We start from the raw sequence: 22,490 nt of genomic DNA, 5'->3' as shown, positions 1-22,490 counted from the left end.
CGGGGGGAGGGTTGGGGTGGGGGCACGCGGCGTTCGACGAAGCGCCGCTTCTGGAACGAGCGCCGCACGCCCCCATCCCAACCTTCCCCCAAAGGGGGAAGGAGCCAATACAAGGACACACGCACATGACCACACTCCAAAGCTACATCGCCGGCCGCTGGCTCGGCACCCAGGCTGCGCAGCCGCTGCGCAGCGCCGTCAACGGCCGCCCCGTCGCGAGCACGCATGCCGAGGCGATCGACTTCGGCGAGGCGCTCGACCATGCGCGCCGCGTCGGCCTGCCCGCGCTGATGGCGCTCGACTTCCAGCAGCGCGCCGAGCGGCTGAAGGCGCTCGCCAAGTACCTCGCCGCGCAGAAGGAGACGCTCTACGCGATCGCCGCCCACACCGGCGCCACGCGCACCGACAGCTGGATCGACATCGAGGGCGGCGCCGGCACGCTGGCCGCCTATGCGGGCATCGGCACCAACGAGCTGCCCTCGGGCAACCTCGTGCACGAAGGGCCGGCCTTTCCGCTCGGCAAGAAGGGGGGCTTCGCGGGCACGCACATCCTGGTGCCGCGCGGCGGCGTGGCGGTGCACGTCAACGCCTTCAACTTCCCCGTGTGGGGCCTGCTCGAGAAGTTCGCGCCGAGCTTCCTCGCGGGCATGCCGTGCATCGGCAAGCCGGCGACCGCGACGAGCTTCGTCACGGAGGCGCTGATGCGGCTCATCACGCAGTCGGGCATCCTGCCCGAAGGCAGCCTGCAGCTCGTGATCGGCAGCACGGGCGACCTGCTCGACCGCCTGCTGGAGCCCGACGTGGTCACCTTCACCGGATCCGCCGACACCGCGGCGAAGCTGCGCGTGCATCCGAACCTCGTCGCGCGCGCGATCCCGTTCAATGCCGAGGCCGACTCGCTCAACTGCGCGATCCTCGCGCCCGACGTGACGCCCGAGGACGAGGAGTTCGATCTCTTCGTGAAGGAGGTGGCGCGCGAGATGACCATCAAGGCGGGGCAGAAGTGCACCGCGATCCGCCGCGCGATCGTGCCGCGCCGGCACCTCGACGCGGTGGCCGAACGCCTGCGCGCGCGGCTCGCGAAGACCGTGATCGGCGACCCCGCGCGCGAGGACGTGCGCATGGGCGCGCTGGCCTCGCATGCGCAGCAGGCCGACGTGGCCGCGCGCGTGGCCACGCTGCTGCAGGGCGCCGAGCTGGTGTACGGCGAGCGCGACGGTTTCGCGCCGCTCGGCGACGGCGTGGCCGAAGGCGCGTTCTTCGCGCCCACGCTGCTCCTGAGCCGCGACCCGCTCGCGCACGACGCGGCGCACGACGTCGAGGCCTTCGGCCCGGTCAGCACGCTGATGCCGTACGAAGGCATCGACGAGGCGCTCGCGCTCGCCGCGCGCGGGCGCGGCAGCCTCGTGGGCACGCTGGTCACGCGCGATCCGGCCGTGGCCGCGAAGGCGATTCCCGCGGCGGCCGCCTGGCACGGCCGGCTGCTGGTGCTCGACCGCGAGGCCGCGGCCGAATCGACCGGCCACGGCTCGCCGCTGCCGCAGCTCAAGCACGGCGGCCCGGGCCGCGCGGGCGGCGGCGAGGAGCTCGGCGGCCTGCGCGCCGTCAAGCACTACCTGCAGCGCGCCGCGGTGCAGGGCTCGCCCACCATGCTCGCCGCCATCGCGCGCGAGCATGTGCGCGGTGCGGCCGTGCGCGAGAGCGAGGTGCACCCCTTCCGCCGCCACTTCGAGGACCTGCAGATCGGCGACTCGCTGCTCACGCACCGCCGCACCGTCGGCGAGGCCGACATCGTGGCCTTCGGCGGCATCTCGGGCGACTACTTCTACATGCACTTCGACGAGGTCGCGGCCAGGCAGTCGCCCTTCGGCAAGCGCATCGCGCACGGCTACTTCGTGCTGTCGGCCGCGGCGGGGCTGTTCGTCTCGCCCTCGCCCGGGCCGGTGCTCGCGAACTACGGGCTCGACACGCTGCGCTTCGTCAAGCCGGTGGGCATCGGCGACACGATCCGCGCGCGCCTGACCTGCAAGCGCAAGATCGACCGCAACCGCCGCGACGCGAGCGGCCAGGGCCAGGGCGTGGTGGCATGGGACGTGGAGGTGACGAACCAGGACGGCGAGCTGGTCGCCAGCTACGATATCCTGACCCTCGTCGCCAAGAAACCGGAAACCACCACCTGATGTTCGATCTCACGGGAAAAACAGCGCTCGTCACCGGCGGCAACGGCGGCATCGGCCTCGGCATGGCCCAGGGTCTTGCAAAAGCCGGCGCGCGGGTCGTGATCGCCGCGCGCAATGCGGCCAAGTCGGCCGCCGCGGTCGAGGCGCTGCGCGCGCTGGGCAGCGACAGCTTCGCGCTCGAAGTCGACGTGGCCGACGAAGCCTCGGTGCAGAAGGCGGTCGACGAAGCCGCGGCGCGCTGCGGCCGGCTCGACATCCTGCTCAACAACGCCGGCACCACGGTGCGCAAGCCGGTCGACCAGCTCTCGCTGGACGAATGGCACCAGGTCATGAACACCAACCTGACCAGCGCCTTCCTGTGCAGCCGCGCCGCGCATCCGCACCTGAAGCGTGCGGGCGGCGGCAAGATCATCAACATCGGCTCGATGATGTCGATCTTCGGCGCGCCCTATGCGCCCGCCTATGCGGCGAGCAAGGCGGGCATCGTGCAGCTCACCAAGTCGACCGCGCTTTCGTGGGCGCCCGACAACATCCAGGTCAACGCCATCCTGCCGGGCTGGTTCGAGACCGAGCTGACCGACGGCGCGCGCTCGCTGATCCCGACGCTGTACGACCGCGTGGTGGCCCGCACCGCCGCCGGCCGCTGGGGCCAGCCGGCCGACATCGCGGGCACCGCGGTGTTCCTGGCGAGCGCCGCCTCCAACTACGTCACGGGCACGGCCATTCCGGTGGACGGGGGATTCTCCATCTCTGGCTGAAGGCGGGCGGTCCGTGTAAATTCGGCCGCCATGCTCTTCTGGTTTCAGATCTTTCTCTTTGTAGCCGGTTCGGCAGCGCTGGCGTACGTGTCGCGCGGCCCGCTGCGCCAGCCGGGCTCGCATGGCTTCTACCGCTTCTTCGCGTGGGAATGCATGCTGGCATTGATCGTGCTGAACCTGCCGGTGTGGCACGTCGATCCGCTTTCCTTCACGCAACTGCTCTCCTGCGTGCTGCTCGCGCTGTCGATCTGGCTGCCGATCCACGCGGTGCGGCTGCTCAAGGCGCAGGGCAAGCCCACCGAGGCGCGCAGCGACGACCCGGCGCTCTATGCCTTCGAGAAGACCTCTTCGATCGTGAGCACGGGCGCCTTCCGCTACATCCGCCATCCGATGTACACGGCCCTGATGCTGCTGGCCTGGGGCGCCTTCCTGAAACAGTTCACCTGGCTCACGCTCGCGCTGGTGCTCGCGGCCACGGCGCTGCTCGTGATGACCGCGCTGCGCGACGAGAAGGAATGCATCGCCCACTTCGGCGAGGCGTACCGCCGCTACATGCAGCGCACCAAGCGCTTCGTGCCTTTCGTCCTGTAACCGGAGACCCGCCATGCGCTCCCGCACGAACGAGGCATTTCCGAGCGCGACGCAGGCGGTTCTGCTCTTCGTGGCGCTGTTCCTCTGCGAATACCTGATCGCCGCCGCGCTGCGCGATGCCAACCGCTGGCTCGGCCTGGGCGACATGCAGCTCGGCGTGCTCGCGGTGGTGCTGGCCAACGGCTGCGTGTTCGCCGGCGTCATGCATTGGCAGCAGCTCACCTACCGCGAACTCTTCCACCAGTCCCCGGTCTCCGCGCGCGCCACGTTGGTGCTCGTGGTGCCGCCCACGCTGCTGCTGGTGCCGGGGCTGATGCTGCTGATGAGCGCCGTGCTCTACCTGCTGGTGCGGGTGGCGCCGCTCTCGGCCTGGGAGGAATCGATGTTCAGCCGCATGGCCGACGGCAGCATCGCGGCCACGCTCGCGGTTTGCGTGATGGCGCCGCTGCTCGAGGAGATGCTGTTCCGCGGCATCGTGCTGCGCGGGTTTCTGCGCCGCTACGGGCGATGGCAGGCGATCGTCGGCTCGGCGCTGGTCTTCGGTGCGGCGCACATGAACATCTACCAGTTCGCGGTCGGCCTCGTGCTGGGCACCGTGCTCGGCTGGCTCTACGAGCGCACGCGTTCGCTGATTCCCTGCATCGCGCTGCATGCGGCCTACAACAGCGGCACGATCTTTCTGGCCGACATGCCCGACGCCTTCTCGGCCGCCGACGCCCTGCTCGCACTGCTGCTGGCGCTGTTCGCGGGCGCATGCGGGGCGCTGGCGCTGCGGCACATGCTGGTGGCGCCGGTGGTGCTGCGCGGTCCGGCGCCCTGAGCCGCGGCAGGCTGTGCCGGTCCCGGCGCCCGTCCTGCGCGTCAGGCGCCCGCGCGCGTCAGCATGCGCCCCGCGCGCGCGATCGTCGCCGCCTCGTCGCCGGTGCCGCCGCGGTAGGCCAGCACGCCGTTCACGAACACCCGCTCGATGCCCAGGCTCAGGCCGTGCGGCCGGTCGTAGGTGGCGGTGTCGGCGATGGTGGCGGGGTCGAACACCACCACGTCGGCCATCGCACCGGCGCGCAGCAGGCCGCGGTCGGCGATGCGCAGGTTGCGCGCGGTCATGCCGGTCATCTTGTGCACCGCCTGCTCGAGCGTGAAGAGCCCGCGCTCGCGCCAGTAGCGCGCGAACACGCGCGGGAAGGCGCCCCACAGGCGCGGGTGCGGATGGCGGTCGTGCGGCAGCCCGTCGCTGCCGATCATGGTGAGCGGATGCGCGATGACGCGTTCGACGTCCTCTTCCTGCATCTGGAAATAGCAGGCGCCGCCCGGCTTGAGGCGCAGGCAGGCCTCCTTCTCGCTCACGCCCCATTCGCGCGCGATGTCGGCCACGAGGCGGCCGGTCATCTCGGGGTGCGGGTCGGACCAGGTCAGCAGCACGTCGATCACGCCGTCGACGAGGTCCTCGCGCAGCACGGTCGAGCCGGCCACGTAGGGATAGACGTCCATCGCGATCTGCTGGCGCTTGGCGAGCGTCTCGATCAGCGGCAGCGTCTCCCGGGTGCGGCCCCAGTTCGCCGGGCCCGCGCACTTGTGGTGCGAGATCACCAGCGGCACGCCGGCCGCGAAGGCCGAGTCGCCGGCCTCGTGCAGCGCTTCGATGATCTGCTGCATCTCGCTGCGCAGGTGGGTGGCGTACACGCCGCCGTGGCGCGCGACCACGCGTGCGAGCGTGGTCACTTCCTCGGCCGGCGCGGCAAAGGCTTCTTCGTAGAAGAGGCCCGAGGACATGCCGTGCGCGCCCTCGGCCATGCAGCCGTCGAGCAGCGCCGCCATGTGCGCGAGTTCGTCGGCGCTGGCCGGCCGGTCGAGCGCCTGCATGGCGGCGAAGCGCAGGGTGGTGTGGCCCACGAGCGCGGCCACGTTGAGCGCTGGCCGTGCCGCGTCGACGGCGGCGCGGTATGCGGCCATGCTCGCGTGCCTGAACGAATCGGCGCCGAGCAGCGTGAGCGGGGGCAGGGAGCGCGGCGTGCGGTAGGGCGCCAGCGAGATGCCGCAGTTGCCCGTGACCACGGTGGTGATGCCCTGCGACAGCTTGGGCAGGCACAGCGGATCGCGCAGCACGATGGCGTCGTCGTGCGTGTGGGCGTCGATGAAGCCGGGCGCGATGACCTTGCCGCGGCAGTCGACGATCTCCACCGCCGCGGGCGCCAGGCCTGCGGGCAGCCGCCCGCGCAGGCCTTCGCCGAGCGCGAGGATGCGGTCGCCCTGCAGCAGCAGGTCGCCGGGCCATGAAGGTCCGCCCGTGCCGTCGACCACGAGGCCGGCTTCGAGCAGTACGGCTTGCGGCTCGCTCACGATGCGCGCCCTCCCTTGTCCTGGTTGATGCCGCCGCCGTCCCAGCTCTGCAGCGGATGCGTGCTCGCATCGATGCCGTGGCGCTGGAAGGCTTCGCGCGCGCGCTGCAGGCGCTGCACCGCGGGTTCGCCGCGGCGCTGCGCCACCAGCACGGTGAGGATCTCGATCGCGGTGAGGTGCGTGAGGTAGGCATCGATGCCCACGTGCATGACCGCATCGTCGGGCACCGAGAGCCCGAGCAGGAAGTCGGCCCTGGCCGCGAGCGCGGTGCCGGGTCGCGTGAGCGCCACCACCTTCGCGCCCTGCCCGCGCGCGATGTCCACTGCGTCGAGCAGCGAGGGCATGCCGCCCACGTGCGAGATGGCGATCACCACGCCGCCCGGGCGCTGCGCGGCGCCGGCCACCTGCTGCAGGTGGTAGTCGGCCCAGGCGTTGGCCGACAGGCCGAGGCGGAACAGCCGCGCCTGCAGGTCGTTGGCCATGAACCAGGAGGTGGCGCCGGCGCCGTACAGGTCGACGTGCGGCGCGGCGGCGATGGCGGCCACCGCCCCTTCGAGCACCTGCATGTCGAGCTGGCTGCGCACGCCCGAGACCGAGGCGGCGGCGCTGCGCGCGATCTTGCCGACCACTTCGTCGGCCGCGTCCTCGATGTTCACGCGGCGGTGCAGCGGCGAGCCGCCGAGCGCGAGCTCCTGCGCGAGCGCGAGCTTGAACTCGCGCAGGCCCGCAAAGCCGAGGTCGCGGCAGGTGCGCATGATCGTGGGCACCGAGCTGCGCGAGCGCTCGGCCAGCTGCTCGAAGCTCTCCTCGAGCACGCGGTCGGGGTCTTCGAGGATCAGGTCGAGAATCGCGCGCCGCGTGGCCGAGGCGTCGCTGCGCAGGTCCGCGATCCGCTGGAGCAGTGAAGGCGTCATCGGCAATTTCAGAAGTGCATGGCGACCGCATCGCTGATGCGGTAGTCCGCCTCGACGATCGGCATCCAGTGCCATTTGTCGAAGGTGGTGCAGGGATGCGAGATGCCCAGGCCCACGCGGTCGCCCACGGCCGGCGCCTCGGCTTCCTCGGGCGCCTCCCAGCGCAGGTAGGCATGCTGGTCGTTGAGCGCGGTGATCTTCCAGCCGGCGGGCACCCCCTGCGGCTGCAAGGCGCCGCGGGCCGCGCGCGCGATCGGCACCGGCAGCGACAGGTCGAAGGAGATGTCGCGCTTGCCCACTGCGAGGATCGCCAGGCTCGGCTCGGGGCGCGACTGCACCGTGGCCCAGACTTCCATCGCGGGCACCAGGCTCTCGCCGCAGTCGCAGCCCAGGCGCTGGTCGACCGCGCTCACCATGCGCTTGTAGAAGCCATGGTCGTGCGTGACGTAGCAGCCGGAACGCAGCAGGCCGCGCACCGGCGCGCCGAGCGCGGGCTTGAGCCGGCCGGCCACGAGGTCGAAGATCGCCGAGCCGCCTGCGGAGAGCAGCACTTCGTCGGTCTCGAACAGCGCCTCGGTGTCGCACTGGCGCGCAATGGCCTCGACGCGGTCCATCAGCGCCCGCGCATAGGCGGTGTCGGGCTCGCTGGCGCCGGTGGCGCCCTGCCCCTCGTAGGTCTCGATGCCGACGAGCTTGACCGCGTCGCTCGCGCGCAGCCCCCTGGCGAGCGCGACCGCTTCCTCGTGCGTGCGGCAGCCGGTGCGCGCGCCCTCGACGCCGATCTCGAGCATCACCTCGAACGGCACACTCTCGGGATGGCGCCGCGACCAGTCTTCGATCAGCGCGAGCTGCGCCAGCGAATCGACCAGGAACACCACGCGCAGCCCGGCATGGGCGCCCAGCAGCAGCTGGATGCCGGCGAGGTCCTCGTCGCTCACGACCTGGTTCGCGATCAGCGTGCGCCGTGCGCCGGCCGCCACGCCCACCGCGAGTTGCGTGACGGTGGCGAAGGTCAGCCCCCAGGCGCCGGAATCGAGCTGCCGCTGAAACAGCTGCGGCGACATCGTCGTCTTGCCATGCGGCGCAAGGTCGATGCCCCAGGCGCGCACGCGCGACTGCATCCACGCGAGGTTGTGCTCGAGCGCCTCGCGCTTGAGCAGCGCCAGCGGCAGCGGCAGGTCGCCCGCGAGCACGTTCCATCCGGCCGCGCCGATCTCGCTGCGCCGGCGCGGCGGCTGGGTGCGCGGGTAGCCCTTGAAGCCGCCGTCGAGCAGCGGGTCGATGAAGTCGTTGGTTGCGTTGGCGGTCATGGTCATGCGGCGATGTGGGAGAGCAGTTCCTTGCGGATGCAGGCGCTGTAGTGTCCGGGCGAAACTTGGTCCAGCGGCGGCACGGTCTGCGCACAGGCGTCGATGGCATGCGGGCAGCGGGTGCGGAACACGCAGCCCGAGGGCGGCGCGATCGGGCTCGGGATGTCGCCCCTGAGCGCGATGCGCTCGGTCGGCGTCTCGGGATCGGGCTTCGGGCTCGCGGCCAGCAGCGCCTGCGTGTAGGGATGCGACGGGCGCGCGAAGAGTTCGTCGGTGCTCGCCACTTCCATCACCTTGCCGAGGTACAGCACCACCACGCGGTCGCACAGGTACTCGACCACGTCGAGGTCGTGCGAGATGAAGAGCATGGTGAGGCCGAGCCGCTCGCGCAGGTCGGCCAGCAGGTTGATGACCTGCGACTGGATCGACACGTCGAGCGCCGACAGCGGCTCGTCGGCGACGATGAACTCGGGCTCGACGGCCAGCGCGCGCGCCACGCCGATGCGCTGGCGCTGACCGCCCGAGAACTCGTGCGGAAAGCGGCTCGCATGCTCGGCGCGCAGGCCCACGGTCTCGAGCAGCTCGGCAATGCGCTTCTCGCGCGCGGCGGCCCCCTTGTGCAGCCCGTGCGTGGACAGCGCCTCGCCGAGGATCGCGCCGATGCGCATCTTCGGATTGAGGCTCGCGTACGGGTCCTGGAAGATGATCTGCAGCTTGCTGCGCAGCCTGCGCATGCGCTCGCCCGACAGCGCGCCGATGTCGTCGCCGCGGTAGCGCACCTCGCCGCCGGTGCGTTCGAGCAGCCGCAGGACGGTGCGGCCGATGGTGCTCTTGCCCGAGCCCGATTCGCCGACGAGGCCCAGCGTCTCGCCGGGCTGGATCGCGAACGACACGTCGTCCACGGCGCGCACCGGGCGGTCGCCGCTGCCGAAGTACTTCTTGAGTCCGCGGACTTCGATGAGAGGGGAAGCGGCGGCGGTCATCATGCGGCCCTCGCGAGCGGTTCGGCCGGCTGCACGCGGATGCAGCGCGCCTGCCGTCCCTGTTGGACATCGATCAGCGGCGGCATCGCGGCGCTGCAGGCCGGAAGCGCCAGGTCGCATCGCGGCTCGAACGCGCAGCCCGGCGGCGGCGCGAGCGGGCTCGACACCTGCCCGCGGATCGCGAAAAGCCGCCGCGGCCGGGGCTGGCCCGGCAGCCGCGCCTTGCCCGGCAGGCAGGCCAGCAGGCCCTGCGTGTACGGATGCCCGGGCTGCGCGAACAGCGGCCGCACGGGTGCGCGCTCGACCACGCGGCCGGCGTACATCACCACCACGTCGTCGGCATGGTGCGCGACCACGCCCAGGTTGTGGGTGATGAAGAGGATGCTCATGCCGGTCTCGGCCTGCAGGCGGCGCATGAGTTCGAGGATCTGCGCCTGGATCGTCACGTCGAGCGCGGTGGTGGGCTCGTCGGCGATCAGCAGCGTCGGGTCGCAGGCCATCGCGAGCGCGATCATCACGCGCTGGCGCATGCCGCCCGACAGCTGGTGCGGGTACTCGCGCACGCGCTGCGCGGCGGCCGGTATCTCGACCAGCTCGAGCATGCGCAGCGCATGCGCCATGGCCGCCTTGCGGTCCAGGCCCTTGTGCAGCCGCACGCTCTCGGCGATCTGCTCGCCGATGGTGAACACCGGGTTCAGGCTGGTCATCGGCTCCTGGAAGATCATCGACAGCTGGTTGCCGCGCAGCGCGCGCATCTCGCGCTCGCCGATCGACAGCAGGTCGAGCGTGCGGCCCTCGCGCGTGACGAAGGCGGCGCTGCCGCTGACCTGCGCGTTGGCGGTCCTGGGCAGCAGGCGCATCAGCGTGAGGCTGGTCACCGACTTGCCCGAGCCCGATTCGCCGACGAGCGCGGTGGTCCTGCCGGGCTGGATCGAGAAGCTCACGTCGGCCACCGAGCGCACCAGGCCGTCCTCGGTGGGAAAGCTGGTGCTCAGGTTGCTGACCGCGAGGCGCGGGGGGTTGGAGGCGGTGTTCATCTCGGTGCGGCCTTTCCCTGGGGAGGTGCGTTCATGCCGTTTTCTTCAGCTTGGGGTCCAGCAGGTCGCGCACGCCGTCGCCGAGCAGCTGCAGCGACAGCGCGGTGAAGATGATGGCGAGCCCCGGGAACAGCACCACCCAGAAGGCCTGGTGCGCGTACTGCTGGCTGCCCGCGACCATGGTGCCCCAGGTCGGGATCTCGGGCGGCACGCCCACGCCGAGGAAGGAAAGCCCCGCCTCCGCGAGGATGGCATAGGCGAAGATGAACGACACCTGCACCAGGATCGGCGACATCAGGTTGGGCAGGATGTGCCGCCACAGGATGCGCGAGGTGCGCACGCCGAGCGCACGCACCGCTTCCACGAACAGCAGCTCGCGCACCACCAGCGTGGAAGCGCGCACCACCCGCGCGACGCGCGGCGTGTAGACCAGCACCAGCGCGAGCACGGTGTTGACCAGCGAGGGCCCGAGGATCGCGACGAGCGCGATCGCGAGCAGGATGTCGGGCAAGGACATCATCGCGTCGACCACGCGCATCAGCGGCGCGTCGAGCCGGCGGAAGAAGCCGGCCGCGAGCCCGAGCACCGTGCCCGCGACCACCGCACCGAGCGCGGTGAGCGCCGCGATGGCGAGCGAATAGCGCGCGCCGTGCACGATGCGCGAATAGAGGTCGCGGCCCAGCTCGTCGGTGCCCAGCAGATGCTCGGCGCTCGGCGCCTTCAGCCGCTGCAGCACGGCGGTGTCGTTGGGATCGATGGAGGCGAACAGCGGCGCGCCGATGGCGAGGGTGGCGATCGCGATCAGCACCAGCGCGGCGATCATGACGATGCGGCGGTGCATCAGCTGGCGGAGCATTCTTGGCATTTGCATGAGGCGCTCTTCAGAAGGAATGCGGGATCGGACAGCCGAACGCAGAAGGAAGACAAAAACTACGCAGAAGTCGCAGAAAAGAATGAAGACAATTTTTTGGTTTTTGTTCTGCGACTTCTGCGAAACCTTCGCGACCTCTGCGTTCGGCCGTGCGATCCCGCGTCATACCTTCACCCGCGGATCGACCACCGCATACAGCAGGTCGATGGAGAAATTGATGAGCACGTAGATCGCCGCGATGACGAGCAGCGCGCCCTGGATCACGGGATAGTCGCGCCGCAGCACCGCGTTCACCACGAGGTTGCCCACGCCCGGCAGGCCGAACACGGTCTCGGTGATGACCGCGCCGCCGATCATCAGCGCGACCGTGAGGCCGATGACCGTGACGATCGGCACCAGCGCGTTGCGCAGCGCATGCTTGAGCACGACCACGCCTTCGCCCAGGCCCTTGGAGCGCGCGGTGCGCACATAGTCCTCGCCGAGCACGTCGAGCATCGAGGCGCGCGTGAAGCGGATGATCAGCGCCGAGTTCAGCAGGCCGAGCACGGCGGCCGGCAGCACCAGCGCATGCAGCCGCTCGGCGAGCGCCGCATCGGGCGCGCCGTAGCCCGAGACCGGGAACCAGCCGAGCGACACCGCGAAGAGCTGGATCAGCACGATGCCGAGCCAGAAGCTCGGGATGCTCGCGCCCAGCATCGCGATGCCGGTGAACAGCTGGTCGACCACGCGGCCGCGGAACACTGCCGAGACGATGCCGCAGGGCACGCCGATCAGCGCCGCGATGGCCACGGCCATCAGCGCGAGCAGCGCCGTGGGCTCGGCGCGCTCCCACAGCGCCTGCGTCACCGGCCGCTGCAGAAAGATCGAGGTGCCGAGGTTGCCCTGCACCACCTCGCGCAGCCAGTAGCCGAACTGCACCGGCAGCGGCTTGTCGAGGCCGTATTCCTTCTGCACGCGCGCAATGTCGGCGGCAGTGGCCTGGTCGCCCAGCAGCACCGAGACCGGGTCGCCCGAGGCGGCGCGCGTGAGCACGAAGACGAGCACCGCGACGATGGCGAGCACGACGAGCATGCCGGCGGCGCGGGAGGCGATGTAGCGGATCATGAAGTGGTCGTTGTGGGGTGCGGGAGCGGGCAGCCGTACGCGAAGGACGCGAAGGTTCCGCGAAGGGCGCGAAAGGAATTCATCAAAAATAATTCTTTGGCTGTTCTTTCGCGTACTTCGCGGAACCTTCGCGTCCTCTGCGTCCTGTATCCGTGTTCAGCAACGCTGTTACTTGACCCGGGCGTTCCAGAAGAAGGGCCAAGTCGCCGGCTGGTAGTTGTCGAGTGCGGGGCTCTTGGCCGAGAGGCCGTTGAACTTGCCGACGTTGATGTACGGCACCTCGTCGTACACCACCTGCTGCACCTTGCCCCAGAGCGCGCCGCGCTTGGCGGGATCGCTCTCGACGTTGAAGGCGGTCAATGCGGCCTTCTTGGCGGGCGTGTCCCACCAGCCGGGCGCGCCGTCGCCGAGCTGCGGCGGCGAGAGCATGGGTTCGGGGAACTGGCCCGAATGGGTCACGTAGATGTCCCAGAGCTTGGGGTCGTTGCGCCGCTGCACCAGCGTGGCCCAGTCGACCACGTTGAGGTCGACCTTGAAGCCCGCGCGCTTGAGCTGCTCGGCCATCAGCAGCGACATGTTGTAGTGGAAGTCGTACTGCCGGCTGGTGAGCACGCGGACCGGCTCGCCCTTGTAGCCGGCCTTGGCCGCGGCGTCCTTGGCCTTGGCGGCATTGCGCTGGTTGTACTGGTCGGCGCCCGCCGTCGAGTAGAACGGCGAGCCCTTGGGGAAATGGTTGGCTTCGGCCACGAAGAAGCGCGTGTCGCCGAAGCCGGCGGCGAGCATCTCGCCCTCGCCGAGCGCGGTCTGGATCGCCTGGCGCAGCGGCTGGCTGGCGGCCACGCCTTCCCTGGTGTTGAGCACCAGGTAAGGAAAGCCGAACGAAGGGGTCATGATAGGCACCGTCTTGCCGCCCGATTTCTCGAGCCGCGGCAGCGCCTCCACCGGCAGCAGGTCCGCGAAGTCGTACTGGCCCGCGAGCGCGCCCTCGACGCGCGTGCTCGCGTTGGGCACGGGCACGAAGCGCAGTTCCTCGATGGCCGCCTCTCGCTTGCCGCCGTAGCCGCTCGCGGGCTCCTTGCGCGCCGCGTACTTGTCGAAGCGCGTGAGCAGCACGAACTGGTCGGGCCGGCGCTCCTTGAACTTGTAGGGGCCGGTGCCGACGAAGTCCTTCAGCGGCGAGGCGATCGAATCCTTGGCCATGATCGCGGCCATGCCGCTCGGAAGCGCGAGCTGCGAGAGCAGCGGCGCATACGGCGCCTTGAGCACGATCTCCACCGCCAGCGGCCCCTTGGCCTTGAGGCTCTCGACCTCCTTGGCCACGGCCTTGCCGCGCGGCGACTGGTCCATCCAGCGCTGCAGGCTCGCGACCACGTCCTCGGCGTTGAGTTCGCGGCCGTTGTGCAGCATCACGCCTTTGCGCAACGTGATCGCGTAGGTCTTGCCGTCGGCCGAGATCTTCGGCATCGATTCGGCCAGCATCGGCACCACGTTCCACTTGCCGTCGAAGGTGTAGAGCGTCTCGTAGACGTGCTGCATGATCGTGCCGACCAGGTCGGCGGTCGAGGCCATCGGATCGAGCGTCTGCGGCTCGGCCACCATGGCCAGCGTCGCGTGGTTGCGCGAACCCTGGGCCTGCACCTGGCCCGACGGCAGCGCCGCGCCGAGCAGCGCGAGCAAGGCGGCGCCGAGCAGGCTGCGCTTGGACATCGTGGGGTGCGGCAGGCGCTGGGCAAGACCGGCGTGAGGCATGGGAACTCCTTCGTGGGCAGACGGGTTGTGAAAGAAATTTTCTTTCCGGTCCGCACTTTGAAGCAGCATTCATGCCAAATCATCCGTGTTTACCCTTGTTTTCCTGGATTCTTGAAATAGATTTTCAGATTGGCTCGATACTTGCGGCTCGCCAACCTCTTTTTTTTACCCACTGCTTTCAGGAGTTCACATGCCGCTCGAATACCTCGGTGCCCCGCCCGTCGCCTCGGACCGCCAGGCGCGTCCCTTCTCCCCGGCCGTGCGCGCGGGCGACTTCATCTACGTCTCGGGCCAGGTGCCCGCGAACGCCGAGGGCGAGATCGTCGCCGGTGGCATCGAGGCCCAGACCCGCCAGGTGATGGAGAACCTCCAGAAGGTGCTGGCGCTGGCCGGCGCCACGCTCGACGATGTGTGCAAGAGCACCGTGTGGCTGCACGACGCGCGCGACTTTGGTGCCTTCAACCGCGTCTACATGAGCTACTTTGGTGAGAACAAGCCCGCGCGCTCGACGACCGAGGCGCGGCTGATGGTCGATGCGAAGGTCGAAATCGACGTGGTGGCGTACAAGCCGAAGGGCTGATTCGAAAGCGCAATCGGACAGCCGAACGCAGAAGGAAGACAAAAATTACGCAGAAGTCGCAGAAGGAACAGAAGACTTTTTTGGGTTTGCCTTCTGCGACCTCTGCGAAACCTTCGCGCCCTCTGCGTTCGGTATCCGATCTCTTCAGCCGTGCAACTCGGTCTTGCGCTGGATGATCCGCGAGACCAGCCCGTAGCCCACCGCCTCCTCGGCCGAGAGCCAGCGGTCGCGTTCGATGTCGGCCAGCACCACGTCGATCGGCTTGCCGGTCTCGCGGGCGATCTCGTGCGCGATGCGGTGGCGGGCCTTGATGATCTCCTGCGCCTGAATCGCGATGTCGGTGGCCTGGCCGCCTGCGCCGCCGCTCGGCTGGTGGATCAGGAAGCGGGTGTTGGGCAGGCACACGCGGCGCTCGCGCGGCGCGGCGAGGAACAGGTGGGTGGCGGCGCTGCCGACCCAGCCGGTGCCGATCATGTTCACCGGCGCGCTGATGAAGCGAACGATGTCGTGGATCGCGTCGCCCGACTCGAGGTGCCCGCCCGGCGAGCTCACGAGGATGTCGATCGGCTTCTCGGTGCTGTCGGCATCGAGTGCGATGAGGCGGCGCGTGACGTCGGCGGCCACCGAATCGGTGATGCTGCCGAAGATCAGCAGCGTGCGCGACTTGAAGGCTTTCTCTTCGAGGTAGGAGTTGCGCGGCTCGGCGGTGGCGGCGGGGGTGGTGTCGTCGTCGTTTTCCATGGTGGTGAAGCGCTCCTTGCGGTTGAACTGTCTTGACGAACAAGGCCACAGTGTCGCATTGCATGGCTCCTTCCCCCTCCGGGGGAAGGTCGGGATGGGGGCACGCGCGGCCTTCGAGGCGGCGCGGCGTCGGAGGCCGCGCGCCCCCACCCCTGCCCTCCCCCGAGAGGGGAGGGAGAAAGACCGCGTCAGCCCGCGAGCCGGCCCGCCACCAGCTGCAGCACGCGGTCGCAGCGCTTCGCGAGTTCCTGGTCGTGCGTGACCATCACGAAGGCCGTGCGGTGCTTGTGCGCGAGTTCGATCATCAGCGCGAACACGGTGTCGGCGGTGCTGCGGTCGAGGTTGCCGGTGGGCTCGTCGGCCAGCACGCAGGCCGGCTGCGTGACCAGCGCGCGCGCGATCGCCACGCGCTGGCGCTCGCCGCCCGAGAGCTCGGCCGGGCGATGGTGCAGGCGCTGGCCCAGGCCCACGCTGTCGAGGATCTTCGCGGCCGCGGCATGGGCCTGCGAGGATTCGACGCGCCGGATCTTGAGCGGCATCGCCACGTTGTCGAGCGCGCTGAACTCCGGCAGCAGGTGGTGGAACTGGTAGACGAAGCCCAGGTGCTGGTTGCGCAGCCGGCCCTGCTCGGCCGCATCGGCATGCGCGATGTCCTTGCCGAGCAGCTCGACCTTGCCCGCCGTCGGCTCGTCGAGCCCGCCCATCAGGTGCAGCAGCGTGCTCTTGCCCGAGCCCGAGGCGCCGACGATCGCGAGCGTTTCGCCCGCATGCACGTCGAGGTCGACGCCATGCAGCACGGTCAGGTCGATGCGGCCTTCGTGGAAGCGCTTGGTGAGGCCGCGGGCCTTCAATACGACTTCACTCATAGCGCAAGGCCTCCGCGGGGTTCACGCGGCTCGCGCGGTAGCTGGGATAGAGCGTCGCCAGGAAGGCGAGCACCAGCGAGATGATGGCGATCGGCATGATGTCGCTGCGCTGCGGATCGCTCGGCATCTTGCTGATCAGGTAGATGTCCTTGGGCAGGAAGCTCGCATGGAACAGCTGCTCGAGGAAGGGCACGATCACGTCGATGTTGTAGGCGATCGAGAGCCCGAGCACGAGGCCCGCCACGGTGCCGATCACGCCCACCATCGCGCCCTGCACCACGAAGATGCCCATGATGCTGCGCGGCGAGCTGCCGAGCGTGCGCAGGATCGCGATGTCGGCACGCTTGTCGGTCACGGTCATCACGAGCGTGGACACGAGGTTGAAGGCCGCGACAGCGACGATCAGCGTGAGGATGATGAACATCATGCGCTTCTCGACCTGCACGGCCGCGAACCAGGTCTTGTTCTGCCGCGTCCAGTCGCGGATCAGGAACTGCCCGGGCAGCGTGACGGCCATCTGGTCGGCCACCTCGCGCGCCTCGTTCAGGTCCTTGAGCTTGATGCGGATGCCGGTGGGGCCTTCGAGCCGGAACACGCGCTGCGCGTCCTCGGCATGGATCATCGCGAGCGCCGAGTCGTATTCGTAATGGCCCGACTCGAAGGTGCCGACCACGGTGAACTGCTTGAGCCGCGGCACCACGCCGGCCGGCGTGACCTGGCCGCCCGGCGCCACCAGCGTGACCTGGTCGCCGGGCTGCACGAAGAGCGAGCGCGCGAGCTCGCCGCCGAGCACGATGCCGAACTCGCCCGGCACCAGCTTGTCGAGCGTGCCCTTCTGCGCCGTGGTGGCGATGTCGGTGACCTCGGGTTCGAGCTTCGGCACGATGCCGCGCACCAGCGTGCCCTTCATGTCCTCGCCGCGCGCGATCAGCGCCTGGGTGGCGATGAAGGGGGCGGCGCCGACCACCTCGGGGTTCTTGCGCGCCGCGGCCATGATGGCGTCGATCTCCGGCAGCGCCTGGCCGTCGCGCGAGAGGATCTCGATGTGCGAGACCACGCCGAGCATGCGGTCGCGCACCTCTTTCTGGAAGCCGTTCATGACGCTCAGCACGATGATCAGCGCCGCCACGCCGAGCGCGATGCCGAGCATCGACACGCCGGAGATGAAGGAGATGAAGCCGTTGCGCCGTGTGGCCCGGCCTGCGCGCGTGTAGCGCCAGCCGAGCTGCAGTTCATAAGGAAGTCGCATGGTGTGAGTGGTTCGCCGCGCCGCGGCGGTCGTGCGGGATTGTGGCATCCCGGACAATACGGGACATGGCCGAAGCTCCCCCCCGTCATTTGTTGATCCCCTTTGCCGGCCGCGGTTCCCCGGCATGCCGCGCGGCCCTGGCGACGCTGCGGCTGCCGAACCTGGAATCGCTGCTGTCCCGGCTCTCGCTGGCCGAGCGCGATGCGCAGGACGAAGGCACGCGCTCGCCGCCCCATGAAAGGGCACTCGCCAGCGCGCTCGGCATCGCCGCGGAAGACGGCTGCATCCCCTGGGCCGCGCTCGAAGCGCGGCAGGCCGGCATCGCCGAGGCCGGCGACCGCGAGGCCTGGGGCCTGGTCTCGCTGTGCCACTGGCAGGTGGGCATCGACGACGTGGTGCTCGGCGACCCGTCCGCGATCGAGATCGACGCGGCCGAATCGGCCGCGCTGCTGGACGCCGCCCGCCCCTTCTTCGAGGAGGACGGCATCGCGCTGCATGCCTCCCCCACCCCGGGCCGCTGGCTGGCGCGCGGGCGCATCTTCGAAGGGCTGGCCACCGCATCGATCGACCGCGCGGTGGGCCATCCGATCTCGCAGTGGTCGCCGCTGGCCGATGCGGCCCGGCCGCTGCGCCGGCTGCAGAACGAAATGCAGATGCTGCTCTACACCCAGCGCGTGAACGACGAACGCGCCGCGCGCGGCGTGCCGCCGATCAATTCGTTCTGGCTCAGCGGCACCGGCGCGCTGCCAGCCGATGCGCCGGCGGCGACCGGCCCCACGCCCGAAGTCAGCGAGGCGCTGCGCGTGTGCGCGCTGCGCGACGACGGCGCAGGCTGGGCCGAGGCCTGGCAGGCGCTCGATGCGGGTGCCGTGGCGACGCTGCTGGCCGCCTACACGGCGGGCGCGGAGGTGTCGCTCACGCTCTGCGGCGACCGCGCGGCGCAGCGTTATGCCGTGCAGCAGCGCGGCCTGCTGGGCTGGGCCCGCAGCCTGTTCGACCGCACGCACGCCGCCGCGGTGCTCGAGGCCCTATGAAGATCATCGCCAGGGAGATTCCGCCCCGCAGCGCCTGGGCGCTGGAGCAGGCGGGCGTGCATCCGCTGCTCGCGCGCCTGTTCGCGGCGCGCGGCGTGCGCGCGAGCGACGAGCTCGACGACGGGCTGGCCCGGCTGCTCCCGCCCGACACGCTGCACGGCACGCGCGAGGCCGCGGTGCTGCTGGCCGATGCGATGGCCGCGGGCAAGCGCCTGTGCATCGTGGCCGACTACGACTGCGACGGCGCCACCGCCTGCGCGGTCGCGGTGCGTGGCCTGCGGCTGCTGGGCGCGCAGCACGTGAGCTACCTGGTGCCCGACCGGGTGGTGGACGGCTACGGCCTCACGCCGCCGATTGCCGAGCGCGTGGCCGACAGCGGCGCCGACATGCTGATCACGGTCGACAACGGCATCGCGAGCGTCGAGGGCGTGGCCGCCGCCAAGGCGCGCGGCCTGCAGGTGCTGGTGACCGATCACCACCTGCCCGGCCCCGAGCTGCCGGCCGCCGACGTGCTGGTGAATCCCAACCAGCCCTGCTGCGGCTTCGAGAGCAAGAGCATCGCGGGCGTGGGCGTGATGTTCTACGTGCTGCTGGCACTGCGCTCCGAGCTGCGCGCGCGCGGCGTGTTCGAAGTGGCAAGCCGGGGGGCAGGCAATCCGCAGCCCAAGCTCGACGTGCTGCTGCCGCTGGTGGCGCTGGGCACGGTGGCCGACGTGGTCAGGCTCGATGCCAACAACCGGCGCCTGGTGGCGCAGGGGCTGCGGCGCATCCGCGCAGGCGCGATGCCCGCGGGCATCGCGGCGCTGTTCAAGGCGGCCGGGCGCAACGCGGCCGCCGCCACCACTTTCGATTTCGGCTTTGCGCTCGGCCCGCGCATCAACGCGGCCGGCCGGCTGGCCGACATGACGCTGGGCATCGAATGCCTGCTGACCGACGACGCGGGCCGCGCCGACGAGCTCGCGCGCCTGCTCGACGGCATCAACCGCGAGCGGCGCGACATCGAGGGCGGCATGCGCGAGCAGGCGCTGCTGCTCGCCGAATCGCTGTTCGGCCCCGACGCCGATGGCGCCGAGACGCCGCCCGCCGCCATCAGCGTGTTCGACGCCGACTTCCACGAAGGCGTGGTCGGCATCGTGGCCTCGCGCATCAAGGACCGCTTCCATCGGCCGACCTTCGTCTTTGCCGCCAGCGGCGCGCCCGGCAAGGAACACGAGCTCAAGGGCTCGGGCCGCTCGATCCCGGGCTTTCATCTGCGCGATGCGCTCGACCTGGTGGCCAAGCGGCATCCGGGCGTGCTGCTGCGCTTCGGCGGGCATGCGATGGCGGCCGGCTGCACGGTGGCGCGCGACCGGTTCGAGGTCTTCGAGCGGGCGCTGGCCGAGGTGGCGAACGAATGGCTCGCGGCCTCGGCGCTCACGCGCCAGATCGAGACCGACGGGCCGATCGCGCGCGAGTACATGCGCATCGACCTGGTCGACACGCTGCACCGCGAGGTGTGGGGCCAGGGCTTCGCACCGCCGACCTTCAGCGAGGAGGTCGAGGTGGTGTCCCAGCGGCTGGTGGGCGAGAAGCATCTCGCGCTCAAGCTGCGGCACCAGGGGCAGCCGGTCGACGGCATCTGGTTCGGCCACACCGAGCCGCTGCCGCCGCGCGTGAAGCTGGCGTTCCGGCTCGATGCCGACGAATGGCAGGGCGTGCGGCGGCTGCGCTTCCTGATTGAGGGCGCAGAACTTTGACGCCCCCCGAAGCGGCTCACTTCGTGTAGCCGCCTCCCCCCACTGGGGGGCGCACCCGGCGGACGGGCAGAGCCCGATCCGCGGGTGCTCTGGCCTGCGCCTGTTCAGCCGTCAGCCGCGTTCGCGGTGCGTGGCTTCGGCTTCGACGATCTGGTGCAGCACCTTGCTCGGATCGGTGCGTTCGGTCAGCGCCTTCACCTCGCCGTGGGTCTCGGGCGGGAGCTCCATCTTTTCGGCCATGCGGGTCACGAGGCGCAGCAGCGCCGTCATCTCGCGCTCGTTGAGCAGGTCGACCTGCAGGTCCAGGTGGTGCCGTCGCTCGCTGGCTTCGGCCGACATGTTCTGGCTGATGAGGATCAGGATCGCCAGCACGATCGCCTCGATCGACACGAGGAAGAGCAGGAAGGTGAAGGGATAGGGATCGATGCGCCAGACCAGCTCGTTGAGCGCGATCCACACGGCGAAGAACGCGAGGTTCCACCAAAGGAAGGCAACGGTGCCGCAGAAGCCCGCCACGCGCGACACGAGGCGATAGAGCGGCGGCTTGGCACGGAGATTCTCGTCCTCGAGCTGGAGGATCGACTCGATGTTCTGGTGCGTCAGGGCCTGGAGCGAGGGATGCCTGCGGCGCGTCGGATGGCGCGCCTTGCCGCCGCGGTCGCCGTGATTGCCGCCGTTGCCGTGATTGCCGCCGTTGCCGTTGCCGGCCTTGCCGGCCGTGTCCTTCTTGTCAGGCCCCATCGCCCGTACTCCAGAGTCGAGAGGGCCGAGCATGCCCAGGCCGCGCCCGCCGGGGCGTAGGCGTGCGTCGTCACTCCTTGCAAGCAAAGCGGAACTCGCGCGACACGGCGGGCGCGCATTCGGGACGCATTCCTACGCGGGCGCAGCGAGGGCGATTTACGGTGGTCTTCACATGCAAGGAGCCACAGCACCATGAAATCGACCACCGCCTCCGCCGCGAAATCCGCCAAGTCGCGCGGCACGGCCCACACCGCCTCCCGCCAACGCGCCGTCCAGCATGCGCAGGACGCCAAGGACAGCGCCAAGCCCGCCGCCAAGAAGAGCAAGAGCAGCCAGCCGGCCCAGATGGGCAAGCGCGCCCAGCCGGCCAACCCGATGCCGGCGCAGCACCTCGAGAAACCGGGCGACGAAGCCGACCTCGCGCTGCGACCGCGTTTCGAGGCGCCCGACTACAAGGGCAGCGGCAAGCTCGAAGGCATGGCCGCCCTGATCACGGGCGGCGATTCCGGCATCGGACGCGCCGTGGCGGTGCTCTACGCGCGCGAAGGCGCGGACGTGGCCATCGCCTACCTCGAGGAAGACGAGGACGCCGAGGAAACACGGCGCCACGTGGAGGCCGAAGGCACGCGCTGCATCATGATCAAGGGCGACGTCTGCGACCCGGCGTTCTGCCGCGATGCGGTCGAGCAGACGGTGCAGGCCTTCGGCAAGCTCGACATCCTCGTCAACAACGCCGCCTTCCAGCTGCATGCCGACGCGATCGAGGACATCACCGACGAGCGCTTCGAGCTGACGCTGCGCACCAACGTCTTCGGCTACTTCCAGATGGCGCGCGCCGCGGTGCCGCACCTGGGGCGCGGCGCCTCGATCATCAACACCGGCTCTGTCACCGGGCTCGAGGGCAGCGCGCACCTGCTCGACTACTCGACGACCAAGGGCGCGATCCATGCGTTCACCAAGTCGCTCGCGAGCAACCTGCTGCCCAAGGGCATCCGCGTGAACGCGATCGCGCCCGGACCGGTGTGGACGCCGCTGAACCCCGCGGACAGTCCGCCCGAGAAGGTGAAGGACTTCGGCAAGGCCACCGACATGCAGCGCCCCGCGCAGCCGGAGGAGCTGTCGCCCGCCTACGTCTTCCTGGCCGCGCCGAGCTGCGCGAGCTACATCACGGGCATCGTGCTGCCGGTGACGGGGAGCGTGGGCGTGATGTGAGCGGTGCGGGGGCTGCCGCGGCCCCTCCGGGAATGTGCTGACTACACTTCGCGTCGATCCGCGTTGTGCAGATCCGTTCACATGTTCAAGGAGGTTCCCATGAGAACAACAGCCGTGCTTGCCGCCGCGATGGCGCTCGCCGCATGCGCCCTGCCTGCCGCCGCGCAGGTTTCGATCAACATCAACGTGCCGGGCGTGGTGCAGGTGGCGCCGCCGGCACCGCGCTATGAAGCGATGCCGGGCCCGCGCGCGGGATTCGTCTGGGTGCCGGGCCACTGGCAGTGGAACGACCGCGCCTACGTGTGGCGCGCGGGTCACTGGGTGACGGCAAGGCCCGACTACAGCTACGCACCGGGCCGCTGGATCCAGGCCGACGGCGGCTGGCGCTGGGTCGAAGGCGACTGGCGCCGCGCGGAGCGGGCACATCCGGGCGGCGACCACCCCGGCGGCCACCACTGCCCGCCCGGGCAGGCGAAGAAGGGCCGCTGCTGAGCCTG

At 70.1% G+C, this 22,490-nt stretch carries 21 protein-coding genes; 9 read left to right on the top strand and 12 right to left on the bottom strand.

The features are described from left to right. The first annotated feature begins 125 nt into the window (after positions 1-125). From paaZ to M2165_RS15095, 4 genes are read left to right on the top strand one after another with little or no spacing between them, the layout of a single operon-like run. The gene (paaZ, locus tag M2165_RS15110; protein ID WP_280815423.1) at positions 126-2,180 is read left to right on the top strand and encodes a phenylacetic acid degradation bifunctional protein PaaZ; all 2,055 of its coding nucleotides are present in this window, start codon (positions 126-128) and stop codon (positions 2,178-2,180) included. Then, positions 2,180-2,938: a glucose 1-dehydrogenase gene (locus tag M2165_RS15105; RefSeq protein WP_280815422.1), complete on the top strand. Its 759-nt coding sequence runs from the start codon at positions 2,180-2,182 to the stop codon at positions 2,936-2,938. Before paaZ ends, M2165_RS15105 begins: the two co-directional genes overlap by 1 nt. Positions 2,939-2,968: 30 nt before the next feature. After that, the gene (locus M2165_RS15100; RefSeq protein ID WP_280815421.1) at positions 2,969-3,529 is read left to right on the top strand and encodes an isoprenylcysteine carboxylmethyltransferase family protein; all 561 of its coding nucleotides are present in this window, start codon (positions 2,969-2,971) and stop codon (positions 3,527-3,529) included. A 13-nt stretch (positions 3,530-3,542) separates the two neighbouring features. Continuing rightward, positions 3,543-4,349, top strand: a complete 807-nt coding sequence (locus tag M2165_RS15095; protein WP_280815420.1) for a CPBP family intramembrane metalloprotease — start codon at positions 3,543-3,545, stop codon at positions 4,347-4,349. 41 nt (positions 4,350-4,390) lie between these two features. Here the strand turns inward: M2165_RS15095 and M2165_RS15090 are convergent, their stop codons facing one another. The 8 genes from M2165_RS15090 to M2165_RS15055 form a co-directional block, all read right to left on the bottom strand. Beyond that, positions 4,391-5,866 carry a D-aminoacylase gene (locus M2165_RS15090; protein ID WP_280815419.1) on the bottom strand — a complete coding sequence of 492 codons (1,476 nt, stop codon included), beginning with the start codon at positions 5,864-5,866 and terminating at the stop codon, positions 4,391-4,393. Beyond that, positions 5,863-6,780 carry a MurR/RpiR family transcriptional regulator gene (locus M2165_RS15085; protein ID WP_280815418.1) on the bottom strand — a complete coding sequence of 306 codons (918 nt, stop codon included), beginning with the start codon at positions 6,778-6,780 and terminating at the stop codon, positions 5,863-5,865. The genes M2165_RS15090 and M2165_RS15085 overlap by 4 nt, the downstream gene beginning before the upstream one ends. An 8-nt stretch (positions 6,781-6,788) precedes the next feature. Then, complete coding sequence (locus M2165_RS15080; protein ID WP_280815417.1) at positions 6,789-8,090, bottom strand: amino acid deaminase; 1,302 nt, start codon at positions 8,088-8,090, stop codon at positions 6,789-6,791. A gap of 2 nt (positions 8,091-8,092) precedes the next feature. Further along, on the bottom strand, positions 8,093-9,073 hold the full coding sequence (locus tag M2165_RS15075; RefSeq protein ID WP_280817546.1) for an ABC transporter ATP-binding protein: 981 nt from the start codon (positions 9,071-9,073) through the stop codon (positions 8,093-8,095). Then, positions 9,073-10,110 (bottom strand): ABC transporter ATP-binding protein, encoded by a 1,038-nt coding sequence (locus tag M2165_RS15070; RefSeq protein WP_280815416.1) that lies wholly within the window; start codon positions 10,108-10,110, stop codon positions 9,073-9,075. The genes M2165_RS15075 and M2165_RS15070 overlap by 1 nt, the downstream gene beginning before the upstream one ends. Positions 10,111-10,141: 31 nt before the next feature. Further along, on the bottom strand, positions 10,142-10,981 hold the full coding sequence (locus M2165_RS15065) for an ABC transporter permease (protein ID WP_280815415.1): 840 nt from the start codon (positions 10,979-10,981) through the stop codon (positions 10,142-10,144). 162 nt (positions 10,982-11,143) lie between these two features. Next, positions 11,144-12,085, bottom strand: a complete 942-nt coding sequence (locus M2165_RS15060) for an ABC transporter permease (protein WP_280815414.1) — start codon at positions 12,083-12,085, stop codon at positions 11,144-11,146. A 168-nt stretch (positions 12,086-12,253) separates the two neighbouring features. Then, entirely contained in the window at positions 12,254-13,834 is a 1,581-nt protein-coding gene (locus M2165_RS15055; protein WP_280815413.1) for an ABC transporter substrate-binding protein, read from the bottom strand. Positions 13,835-14,024: 190 nt separating this feature from the next. Between M2165_RS15055 and M2165_RS15050 the strand changes: the two genes are divergently transcribed. Continuing rightward, the gene (locus M2165_RS15050) at positions 14,025-14,414 is read left to right on the top strand and encodes a RidA family protein (RefSeq protein ID WP_280815412.1); all 390 of its coding nucleotides are present in this window, start codon (positions 14,025-14,027) and stop codon (positions 14,412-14,414) included. Positions 14,415-14,558: 144 nt separating this feature from the next. On the opposite strand, the gene M2165_RS15045 is transcribed toward M2165_RS15050, so the two are convergent. From M2165_RS15045 to M2165_RS15035, 3 genes are all read right to left on the bottom strand, one after another. Next, positions 14,559-15,155, bottom strand: a complete 597-nt coding sequence (locus M2165_RS15045) for an ATP-dependent Clp protease proteolytic subunit (RefSeq protein ID WP_280815411.1) — start codon at positions 15,153-15,155, stop codon at positions 14,559-14,561. Positions 15,156-15,343: 188 nt separating this feature from the next. Further along, positions 15,344-16,021: a lipoprotein-releasing ABC transporter ATP-binding protein LolD gene (gene lolD, locus M2165_RS15040; protein WP_280815410.1), complete on the bottom strand. Its 678-nt coding sequence runs from the start codon at positions 16,019-16,021 to the stop codon at positions 15,344-15,346. Beyond that, positions 16,014-17,270, bottom strand: a complete 1,257-nt coding sequence (locus M2165_RS15035; protein WP_280815409.1) for a lipoprotein-releasing ABC transporter permease subunit — start codon at positions 17,268-17,270, stop codon at positions 16,014-16,016. Before M2165_RS15035 ends, lolD begins: the two co-directional genes overlap by 8 nt. 65 nt (positions 17,271-17,335) lie before the next feature. Between M2165_RS15035 and M2165_RS15030 the strand changes: the two genes are divergently transcribed. Both M2165_RS15030 and recJ read left to right on the top strand, forming a co-directional pair. Continuing rightward, positions 17,336-18,304, top strand: a complete 969-nt coding sequence (locus M2165_RS15030) for a hypothetical protein (protein ID WP_280815408.1) — start codon at positions 17,336-17,338, stop codon at positions 18,302-18,304. Beyond that, entirely contained in the window at positions 18,301-20,040 is a 1,740-nt protein-coding gene (gene recJ / locus M2165_RS15025; protein ID WP_280815407.1) for a single-stranded-DNA-specific exonuclease RecJ, read from the top strand. Before M2165_RS15030 ends, recJ begins: the two co-directional genes overlap by 4 nt. Before the next feature lie 111 nt (positions 20,041-20,151). Here the strand turns inward: recJ and M2165_RS15020 are convergent, their stop codons facing one another. After that, positions 20,152-20,781 (bottom strand): DUF1003 domain-containing protein, encoded by a 630-nt coding sequence (locus tag M2165_RS15020; RefSeq protein WP_280815406.1) that lies wholly within the window; start codon positions 20,779-20,781, stop codon positions 20,152-20,154. Between the two features lie 192 nt (positions 20,782-20,973). On the opposite strand from M2165_RS15020, the gene M2165_RS15015 reads away from it, so the two are divergent. After that, positions 20,974-21,993, top strand: coding sequence for an SDR family oxidoreductase (locus M2165_RS15015; RefSeq protein ID WP_280815405.1), 1,020 nt, complete (start codon positions 20,974-20,976; stop codon positions 21,991-21,993). A 99-nt stretch (positions 21,994-22,092) separates the two neighbouring features. Then, entirely contained in the window at positions 22,093-22,485 is a 393-nt protein-coding gene (locus M2165_RS15010; protein WP_280815404.1) for a YXWGXW repeat-containing protein, read from the top strand. Positions 22,486-22,490 lie beyond the last annotated feature (5 nt).

This window comes from Variovorax sp. TBS-050B, assembly GCF_029893635.1.
Lineage (GTDB): Bacteria > Pseudomonadota > Gammaproteobacteria > Burkholderiales > Burkholderiaceae_C > Variovorax.
The sequence above is the reverse complement of the archived record's forward strand: the minus strand, read 5'-3'. Positions and strand labels throughout refer to the sequence as shown.

Coding starts and splice junctions, on each gene's coding strand:
- paaZ (WP_280815423.1), top strand. CDS start 126: ATGACCACACTCCAAAGCTACATCGCCGGCCGCTGGCTCGGCACCCAG.
- M2165_RS15105 (WP_280815422.1), top strand. CDS start 2,180: ATGTTCGATCTCACGGGAAAAACAGCGCTCGTCACCGGCGGCAACGGC.
- M2165_RS15100 (WP_280815421.1), top strand. CDS start 2,969: ATGCTCTTCTGGTTTCAGATCTTTCTCTTTGTAGCCGGTTCGGCAGCG.
- M2165_RS15095 (WP_280815420.1), top strand. CDS start 3,543: ATGCGCTCCCGCACGAACGAGGCATTTCCGAGCGCGACGCAGGCGGTT.
- M2165_RS15085 (WP_280815418.1), bottom strand. CDS start 6,780: ATGACGCCTTCACTGCTCCAGCGGATCGCGGACCTGCGCAGCGACGCC.
- M2165_RS15080 (WP_280815417.1), bottom strand. CDS start 8,090: ATGACCGCCAACGCAACCAACGACTTCATCGACCCGCTGCTCGACGGC.
- M2165_RS15075 (WP_280817546.1), bottom strand. CDS start 9,073: ATGACCGCCGCCGCTTCCCCTCTCATCGAAGTCCGCGGACTCAAGAAG.
- M2165_RS15070 (WP_280815416.1), bottom strand. CDS start 10,110: ATGAACACCGCCTCCAACCCCCCGCGCCTCGCGGTCAGCAACCTGAGC.
- M2165_RS15065 (WP_280815415.1), bottom strand. CDS start 10,981: ATGCAAATGCCAAGAATGCTCCGCCAGCTGATGCACCGCCGCATCGTC.
- M2165_RS15060 (WP_280815414.1), bottom strand. CDS start 12,085: ATGATCCGCTACATCGCCTCCCGCGCCGCCGGCATGCTCGTCGTGCTC.
- M2165_RS15055 (WP_280815413.1), bottom strand. CDS start 13,834: ATGCCTCACGCCGGTCTTGCCCAGCGCCTGCCGCACCCCACGATGTCC.
- M2165_RS15050 (WP_280815412.1), top strand. CDS start 14,025: ATGCCGCTCGAATACCTCGGTGCCCCGCCCGTCGCCTCGGACCGCCAG.
- M2165_RS15045 (WP_280815411.1), bottom strand. CDS start 15,155: ATGGAAAACGACGACGACACCACCCCCGCCGCCACCGCCGAGCCGCGC.
- lolD (WP_280815410.1), bottom strand. CDS start 16,021: ATGAGTGAAGTCGTATTGAAGGCCCGCGGCCTCACCAAGCGCTTCCAC.
- M2165_RS15035 (WP_280815409.1), bottom strand. CDS start 17,270: ATGCGACTTCCTTATGAACTGCAGCTCGGCTGGCGCTACACGCGCGCA.
- M2165_RS15030 (WP_280815408.1), top strand. CDS start 17,336: ATGGCCGAAGCTCCCCCCCGTCATTTGTTGATCCCCTTTGCCGGCCGC.
- recJ (WP_280815407.1), top strand. CDS start 18,301: ATGAAGATCATCGCCAGGGAGATTCCGCCCCGCAGCGCCTGGGCGCTG.
- M2165_RS15020 (WP_280815406.1), bottom strand. CDS start 20,781: ATGGGGCCTGACAAGAAGGACACGGCCGGCAAGGCCGGCAACGGCAAC.
- M2165_RS15015 (WP_280815405.1), top strand. CDS start 20,974: ATGAAATCGACCACCGCCTCCGCCGCGAAATCCGCCAAGTCGCGCGGC.
- M2165_RS15010 (WP_280815404.1), top strand. CDS start 22,093: ATGAGAACAACAGCCGTGCTTGCCGCCGCGATGGCGCTCGCCGCATGC.